General features: G+C 74.5%; 5 protein-coding genes. 4 read left to right on the forward strand and 1 reads right to left on the reverse strand.

The window, feature by feature from the left end; all coding sequences use genetic code 11:
- Nucleotides 1-156: 156 nt before the first annotated feature.
- Nucleotides 157-1,140: a helix-turn-helix transcriptional regulator gene (locus tag KS423_RS07065; protein WP_224276223.1), complete on the reverse strand. Its 984-nt coding sequence runs from the start codon at nucleotides 1,138-1,140 to the stop codon at nucleotides 157-159.
- Between the two features lie 336 nt (nucleotides 1,141-1,476).
- Between KS423_RS07065 and KS423_RS07070 the strand changes: the two genes are divergently transcribed.
- From KS423_RS07070 to KS423_RS07085, 4 genes are all read left to right on the forward strand, one after another.
- Nucleotides 1,477-2,808 carry an IS256 family transposase gene (locus KS423_RS07070; protein WP_224276225.1) on the forward strand — a complete coding sequence of 444 codons (1,332 nt, stop codon included), beginning with the start codon at nucleotides 1,477-1,479 and terminating at the stop codon, nucleotides 2,806-2,808.
- Between the two features lie 185 nt (nucleotides 2,809-2,993).
- The gene (locus KS423_RS07075; protein WP_224276227.1) at nucleotides 2,994-3,152 is read left to right on the forward strand and encodes a hypothetical protein; all 159 of its coding nucleotides are present in this window, start codon (nucleotides 2,994-2,996) and stop codon (nucleotides 3,150-3,152) included.
- Between the two features lie 69 nt (nucleotides 3,153-3,221).
- On the forward strand, nucleotides 3,222-3,434 hold the full coding sequence (locus KS423_RS07080) for an MbtH family protein (RefSeq protein WP_224276228.1): 213 nt from the start codon (nucleotides 3,222-3,224) through the stop codon (nucleotides 3,432-3,434).
- Between the two features lie 665 nt (nucleotides 3,435-4,099).
- The coding region (locus tag KS423_RS07085; protein WP_224276230.1) for a non-ribosomal peptide synthetase at nucleotides 4,100-8,178 on the forward strand (4,079 nt) is incomplete at its 3' end.

An 8,178-nucleotide genomic window follows, 5' to 3' on the forward strand; every position in this document is an offset into this window, starting at 1 on the left:
TTTGTGCTCGTCGGAAAACTCGGCAACGGCCGGGCCCTGAACACCGATGGCCGCATCTCCCCCCGATGGGAGTCGGCGGTCAGAATACGCACGGCACGGTGTCCGGGCCACGCTGCTGTCGCGCTCGGGCCGACGGGCCCCGGAGCGTCGGGGCCGTCAGAGTTCGTCGAGGGGTTCGTCGAGGACGCCCTGGCGGGCGATGATGTAGCCGAGGTGGCCTCGGCTGCGGCTGCCGAGGAGTTCGCTGGCCTTCTGGATGTGGCTGGAGACGGTGCGGGTGCTCATGCCGAGGCGGGAGGCGATGGCCTCGTCGGTGTAGCCGTTGACCATCAGGCGCAGGACGCTCTGGCGGGTTCGGGCGGTCAGCAGCCGGGGGCGGTGGTGGCCCTGCTGGTAGGTGACGGGCTCGGCGCGTTCCCACATCAGCTCGAAGATCTTGAGCAGGTACTCGACCAGCGGCGGGAACTGGATGAGCATCGCCGCGGCCTCGCGGTCGGCGCCGGCCGGGATGAAGGCGGTGGAGCGGTCGCAGATGATCACCCGGTCGAAGACCTCGTTCAGGGTGCGCACCTGGGCGCCCTGGGCGGTGACCTGCTCGATGTAGGCCAGCGTCGGGCCGTGCGAGCGCACGGTGTGCTGGTAGAGGGTGCGTTGGCGCACGCCGCGGCCGGCCAGGGCGAGGTCGCGCGGGAGCGCGCCGGCCAGTTGCTCGGGGGCGCGGCCGCCGCCCGGCTGGGCGGTGAGCAGCTCCTCGGAGCAGTCGGCGACGGCCTTCTCCAGCGCGGGGTTGATCTCCTCGCCGGCCAGCAGCCGGATCGGCAGCTTGGCCCGCCGCATGACGTCCCGGTAGGCGTGCTCGGCGGCGGTGAAGGAGGTGTGCAGCTCGGCGAGCCGCTCCTGGTGGGCCAGTACGGCGAGTTCGAGCGGCCGGGCCAGACCGGTGGCGGCGATGTCGGGCGGGACGGGGGCCAGTCGCTCGCCGGCGCCGGGCAGCGGGCGCAGCAGGCCCATCGCGAGCAGGCACTCCGGAGCCTCGCCCGTCGCCTCCCCCTCGGCCAGTGCCGTCCGGTAGAACTCGATGCCCCGGTCGCAGAGCTGCGGCGTTCCCCTTTCTGCGCAGTTGTCCTGGGTTGGGCACATCTGGGCATCCTTCTGGCTTCGGCATTGCGGTTTCACGAATGCTCGTACCGACTACCGCCAGGCATCCGAACCGGCAAGATGGAAGTGACTGCCTTTCGGAAGCCGCCCCCCAGGCTTCGACAGCCGTGAGTGTACGCCCAATGGACGCGGAAATCATCGGCTGACGGTAGTCGGACGTGCACGCAAGTGGGGGAGCCGATGGTGACGGTCACGAAAACCACGCACCCGGCAGCGGTGACCGGGGGGTTGCCGGCGCATCTCACCTGGCGTCCCGTCGGGACGTCCGGAGCGGGCGATCGGTGAATGGAACGGCCTACAGACGGAAGGCACCCCCAGTTGCGAGCTGATTCCGACCCGGCGGCACCATCCGCCGCCCTCGCCGGCCTGGTGGACCAGCGCCTGGTACGACAGTTGGCGGAGGCCGCCGCCGCGCAGGTCGGCTCCGGCGCGGTACGGCTGCTGGGCGACGGCGGGATCCTCCAGGCCTTCGCCAAGCAGCTGATCGAGGGCGCCCTGGAGCTCGAACTCCAGGAGCACCTGAGCGGTTCCGGCTCCGGTTCCGGTTCCGACGCCGGTTCCGGCTCCGGTTCCGGTTCCGGCACCAACAGCCGTAACGGCGCCCGGGCCAGACGGCTGCTCACCGAGATCGGTCCGGTCGAGGTGCGGGTGCCCCGGGACCGCGAGGGCAGCTTCACCCCCAAGGCCGTCCTCCCCCGGGCCCGTCGGCTGCCCGGGCTCGACCGGCTGGTGATCTCGCTGACCGCGCGGGGCCTCAGCTCGGGCGAGCTGGTGGCGCACCTGGCCGAGGTGTACGGCGTGGAGCTCAGCCGGGAGACCGTCTCGGCCATCACCGACCAGGTGCTCGACGAGCTCGCCGAGCGGCGCGGGCGGCATCTCGACCCGGTCTACCCGGTGGTCTTCGTCGACTCGGTGCGCAGCGGCCGTTCGGGCGGGCCGCTGGTGCACCTGGCGCTCGGGATCTCCGCCGAGGGCCGGCGCGAGGTGCTGGGCCTGTGGCCGGCCACGGACGGGGAGCAGTGGCCGCAGGTGCTGGCCGGGCTCGCCGAGCGCGGGGTGCGGGAGGTCTGGGTGCTGGTCGGCGGCACCGGTTCGGTGCTGGCCGAGGCGGCGGCCGAGCAGTGGCCGCACACGGTCGTGCACGGTTCGGTGGCACATCTGCTGCACGCTGCGCTGCGGCACGCGCCGGGCGAGGACTGGGGCGCGCTCTCCCGGGCGCTGCGCGAGACCTGTACGGCGCCCACCGAGGCCGCGGCGCTGGAGCGGCTGTCCCGGGCCGAGCGGGAGTGGGGGCCGAGCCACCGTGAGGTGTTCCGGGTGTGGCGGTCGGCCTGGCCGCTGCTGGCCCCCGGCTTCCGGTTCGGCCCCGAGGCGCGGCGGCTGCTGACGGGCGGGGGCGCGCTGGAGCGGCTGCACGCCCGGCTGCGCCGGATCGAGCAGGCCGCGGGCCGGGTGCAGGACGAACGGGCCGCGCTCAAGCGCGCCTATCTGGCGACGCTCGCCCTGGAGTCGCCGGCCGGGGCGGACCGGTCATGGGTCGAGGACTGGCCCGCCGTCCGGGAGGAGCTGCGCAGGGGCTCGTTCCGGCGTACCGGGGTGCCCGCCTCCTCGCTGCGATGTCCCCCGCGCCCGAGGAGTTCCCACCACTGATCTGACAGCGCCAGGTGCGGCTTGGATCATGTCTGTCTGCTTTTGACACGATCTGCCCAGGCTTCCGGTTCCCGCATTGCGTGTTCACGATCACAGCCAGAGCTTCCACGCGCGTTTGGGCCTTCGGCAGGATGCATTTCAGAGCGAAGAGGGCAGACCGCCCTCCTCAGGAAGAGGATTTCGCGATGCCAAGCCTTGCCGTCCGCGTCCACAAGACGCTCGGGATGCTCGCCGTTCTGCTGGTCGCCCTGGTGGGCCTCCAACTCCATGCCCAGCCGCACTTGTCCACGGTTTCCATCACCGCCCGCAACGCGCCCCTCGAAGACTCCGGCTGGGGTCCGTGAGCCGCGACTCCGGTTGCTCCCCGCTCCTCCCCCTCCTCGCATTGCCCTGACAACAGAGAGGAACCGACGATGGCGAACCCCTTCGAGGATGCCGAGGCCAGCTACCTCGTCCTGGTGAACGACGAGGGCCAGCACTCGCTGTGGCCGGCCTTCAGCCCGGTGCCCGCCGGCTGGCAGCAGGTGTTCGGTGCCGCCGGGCGGCAGGACTGCCTCGACTACGTCGAGCAGAACTGGCAGGACCTGCGGCCGAAGAGCCTGATCGCCCACCTGGCCGAGAGCTGACCGCCGCCACCGCACCCCGACCGTCGGACCGCTGACACCACCGCTTCCGCGCCGGCGTCCGCACCGGGCGGCCCCCACCCGGGCCGCACCTCCTCGGCATCGGACCGACCCGCGGCACGGAACGCAACAGCACCGAACCGACGCAACACGGCAGCTCAGCAGCACCGCGGCACAGCGGCACCGAACTGACGCAGCAGCAGCACAGCAGCACCGAACGCGACAGCGGGGATCCGCCGCTCGCCCGGCGCACCACCCGCCCGCCCGGCCGCCGCTCACCCGGCCGCCCCCGGTCGTCGACACACCGCACCACGGAGCCCGCCGACACCGCGTCACCACCCCATCGCAGCACCCCACCGCCGCGCGGCCGCACCGTCACGCCGCCGGCGCAGTCCCATGTCCGCCGTCTACGCGCGTGCATCGAACGGCACCGGCGCGCCACCACCCCCGGCACCGCAGCACCGCACCCACGCGCCGCACGGCCGTCACACGAAGCACACCACAGCACCACAGGACCGCAGCACCGCAGCACCGCAGCACCGCAGCACCGCAGCACCGCAAGACGACCGCAACATCGCTCCGCCGACCGCCGGGCTGACCGCCCCGAGGTCAACCCAGCAAGCCGCTCCCGCCACCGCGGGAGCCAGCCGCACGAGGGAGAGAGTCACATGTCCGGGGTCCAGCAGACGCACAGAGCCGAGCAGCGGCCGGAAGCGGCCGAGGTCCTGTGCCGACTGTTCGCGGAGGTGCTCGGCCGGGAGTCGGTCGACCCCGCGGCGGGCTTCTACGACCTGGGCGGCGACCAGCCCGCCGCCGAGCGGCTGCTGGCCCGCGTGCACGCCGAGTTCGGCGTCCGCCTGGAGCTGCCCGCCCTGTCCGACGCCCCCACCCCGGCAGCGCTGGCCGCCCGGCTGGCCGACTTGGCGCAGGCCCGTCCCGACGCCCGTCCGACCCTCACCGAGCTGGTCGACGCCCAGGTCGCCCGCACCCCGGACGCCCCCGCGCTGTACGCCGAGGGCACCACCCTCACGTACGCCGAGCTGGACGCCCGCGCCAACCGGCTGGCCCGGGTGCTGGCCGCCCGCGGCCTGGGCACCGAGGACGTCGTGGCACTGGCCCTGCCGAAGTCCCCCGAGGCGATCACCGCGATCCTCGCCGTCGCCAAGACCGGCGCCGCCTGGCTGCCCGCCGACCCGGCCTACCCGGCCGAGCGCCTGCGCCACATGCTGACCGACTCCCGCGCCGCCCTGGTGCTCACCACCGCCGAGGCCGCCGGACAGCTGCCCGGCACCGGCGCCCCCCGGCTGCTGCTCGACTCCGCCGAGCACCGGGCCGAGCTGGCCGCGCAGTCCGGGGACCGCTTCACCGCCGCCGAGCGGGTCCGCCCGGTGAGCGCCCTGAACACCGCGTACGTCATCTACACCTCCGGCTCCACCGGCGTGCCCAAGGGCGTGGCCGTCACCCACACCGGGCTGCCCAGCATGGTCGGCACCCAGGTCGCCGCCACCGGGGTCGGCCCCGGCAGCCGGGTGCTCCAGGCCTCCTCGCTCAGCTTCGACGTCTCGGTCTCCGACCTGTCCGTGGCGCTCACCACCGGCGCCGCCCTGGTGCTGCCGCGCGAGCAGAGCCAGCTGGTCGGCGAAGCGCTGGCCGCCCTGATCGACCAGTACGGCGTCACCCACGCCGATGTCGCCACCGCGATGATCTCCACCCTGCCCGACCTGCCGATGCCCTCGCTGCGCACCCTGATCGGCGGCGGCGAGGCGGTCTCCCGCGAGCTGGCCGCCCGCTGCGGCCGCGGCCGGCTGATGCTCAACAGCTACGGGCCCACCGAGGCCACCGTCATCGTCAGCATGAGCGGGCCGCTCACCGGCGAGGAGCAGCCCCCGATCGGCCGCCCCTGCCAGGACGTGCGCATCCACGTGCTGGACGAGCGGCTGCGCCCGGTCGAGCCGGGCACCGTGGGCGAGCTGTACCTCGCCGGCCCGCACCTGGCCCGCGGCTACCTGAACCGCCCGGGCCTGACCGCCGAGCGCTTCGTGGCCGACCCGTACGGTGCCCCCGGCGAGCGGATGTACCGCACCGGCGACCTCGGCAGCTACCGCCCGGACGGCCAGCTGGACTTCCTCGGCCGGGCCGACGACCAGGTGAAGATCCGCGGCTTCCGGGTGGAGCTCGGCGAGATCGAGCAGACCCTCTCCGCCCACCCCGAGGTGCGCCAGGCCGTGGTGCTGGTCCGCGAGGACCGCCCGGGCGAGCGCCGCCTGGTCGGCTACACCGTCGGCGCCGCCGACCCGGCCGAGCTGCGGGCGTACTGCGCGGAGCGGCTGCCCGACCACATGGTGCCCACCGTCGTGGTGCTCGACCGGCTGCCGCTCACGCCCAACGGCAAGGTGGACAAGCGCGCCCTGCCGGCGCCGGTGTTCGGCGCCGGCGAGGAGGACGGCCGGGCCCCCGCCGGGGAGCTGGAGCACACCCTGGTCCGGCTGTTCGGCGAGGTGCTGGGCCTGCCCCGGGTGGGCGTCACGGACTCCTTCTTCGAGCTCGGCGGCGACTCCATCGTGGCCATCCAGCTGGTCTCCCGGGCCCGGCACGCGGGCCTCCAGCTCACCCCGCGCGAGGTGTTCCTCGCCCCGACCGTCGAGGCGCTGGCGCAGATCGCCCGTCCGCTGGAGGGTCCGGTCGTCGTCGAGCCCGCCGGAGCCGGTCTCGGCGAGGTGCCCCCGACGCCCATCGTGCACTGGCTGGCCGCGCAGCACGGCACGGTCGAGAGCTTCTACCAGTCCACCCTGCTCACCCTGCCCGCCGGCACGACGCAGGAGCACCTGACCACCGCCGTCCAGGCCCTGCTCGACCACCACGACCTGTTCCGCGCCCGCACCTCCCCGCTCGCCGAGCGCCCCTGGACGCTGCACGTGCCCGAGCCCGGCACCGTCCCCGCCGACGGCGTGCTGCGCCGGGTCGAGGGCCGGGCCACCGCGGAGGCGCTGCGCGCCGAGACCGGGGCCGCCCGCGAGCGCCTGTCGCCCGAGGACGGCCGGATGCTCCAGGCCGTGCGTTTCGACGCCGGGCCCGAACTGCCCTCGCAGCTGCTGCTGGTGATCCACCACCTGGTGGTGGACGGCGTCACCTGGCGCATCGTCGAGGAGGACCTGCTCGGCGCGCTCGCCGCGCTGCGCGAGGGCCGCGCCGTCGGGCTCGCGCCGGTGCCGACCTCCTTCCGCCGCTGGGCCCAGCGCCTCACCGCCGAGGCGCAGACCGACCGCCGGGCCGCCGAACTCCCGCTCTGGGAGGCCGCGTTGGCCACCCCGGACCCGCTGCTCGGCGACCGCCCGCTGGACCCGGCGCAGGACACCTACGCCACCGAGGGCCTGCTGCGGCTGGTGCTGCCCGCCGAGACCACCCGGGCGCTGCTCACCAAGGTCACCGCCGCCTACCACGCCCAGGTCAACGACGTGCTGCTGACCGGGCTGGCGCTGGCCCTCGGCCACTGGCGCGGCCAGGAGACCACCGGGCCCGACGGCGCCGTGCTGGTCACCGTGGAGGGCCACGGCCGCGAGGAGATCGTCGAAGGCGTCGACCTGCACCGCACCGCCGGCTGGTTCACCTCCGTCTACCCCGTCCGGCTCGCCCCCGGGGCGCCGGCCTGGTCCGAGGTCACCGCGGCCGGCGCCGAACTCGGCCGGGCCCTCGGCCGGGTGAAGGAGCAGCTGCGCGCCGTCCCGGACAACGGCATCGGCTTCGGCCTGCTGCGCCACCTCAACCCGGACACAGCCGCCGTCCTCGACGGCTACGCGGACCCGCAGATCGAGTTCAACTACCTGGGCCGCTTCGCGCCCGAGGGCGTCACCGCCGAGGACGTGCTCGCCGGGACGGAGGCGATGACCGAGGGCGCCGCGACCGGCCTCGCGCTCGGCCGGGTGCTCGGCCTGGACGCCACCACCGTGGACACCCCGCAGGGCCCGCTGCTGGTCGCCCAGTGGTCCTACGCCACCGGGCTGCTCTCCGAGGAGCGGGTGCGCGCCTTCGCCGAGGCCTGGTTCGCCGCGCTGGGCGCGCTCGCCGAGCACGCCGAGCGGCCGGACGCGGGCGGGCACACCCCCTCCGACTTCCCGCTGGTCGCCGTCACCCAGGACGAGCTGGACGAGCTCGCCGCCCACCACGCCCCCGCCCGCCTGGTGGACGTCTGGCCCACCTCGCCGCTCCAGCAGGGCATGGCCTTCCACTCGGCGTACGACGCCGACGGCGCCGACGTCTACACCTCGGTCGTGACCTTCGACGTCACCGGCCCGCTGGACGCCGACCGGCTGCGCTCCGCCGCCGAGGCGCTGCTGACCCGCCAGCCGAACCTCAGGGCCGCGTTCCACCAGCGGCACGACGGCCCGCCCGTGCAGGTCGTCCCGGACGGCGTCGACCTGCCCTTCACCGTCGTCGACCTGACCTCCCACGCCGACCCGCGGGCCCAGGCCGCGCGGATCGCCGCCGCCGAGTACGGCCGCCGCTTCGACCTCGACCGCCCGCCGCTGCTGCGCTACACCCTGCTCCGGCTCGCCCCCGAGCGCCACCAGCTGATCGCCTCCGCGCACCACATCCTGCTGGACGGCTGGTCCACCCCGCTGTTCGCCGAGGAACTGTGGGACCTGTACTTCGAACAGCCGATGGCCCCGGCGGCCCCGTACCGCGAGTACCTGCGCTGGGTCACCCGGCGCGACGGCGCGGCCGCCCGCGCCGCCTGGGCCCAGGCGCT

Source organism: Streptomyces sp. LS1784 (assembly GCF_020103755.1).
Classification (GTDB): Bacteria; Actinomycetota; Actinomycetes; order Streptomycetales; family Streptomycetaceae; genus Kitasatospora.

Bases quoted from the DNA above. Each gene is read 5' to 3' on its own strand.
- KS423_RS07075 (WP_224276227.1), top strand. From the start codon at position 2,994: ATGCCAAGCCTTGCCGTCCGCGTCCACAAGACGCTCGGGATGCTCGCC.
- KS423_RS07065 (WP_224276223.1), bottom strand. From the start codon at position 1,140: ATGTGCCCAACCCAGGACAACTGCGCAGAAAGGGGAACGCCGCAGCTC.
- KS423_RS07080 (WP_224276228.1), top strand. From the start codon at position 3,222: ATGGCGAACCCCTTCGAGGATGCCGAGGCCAGCTACCTCGTCCTGGTG.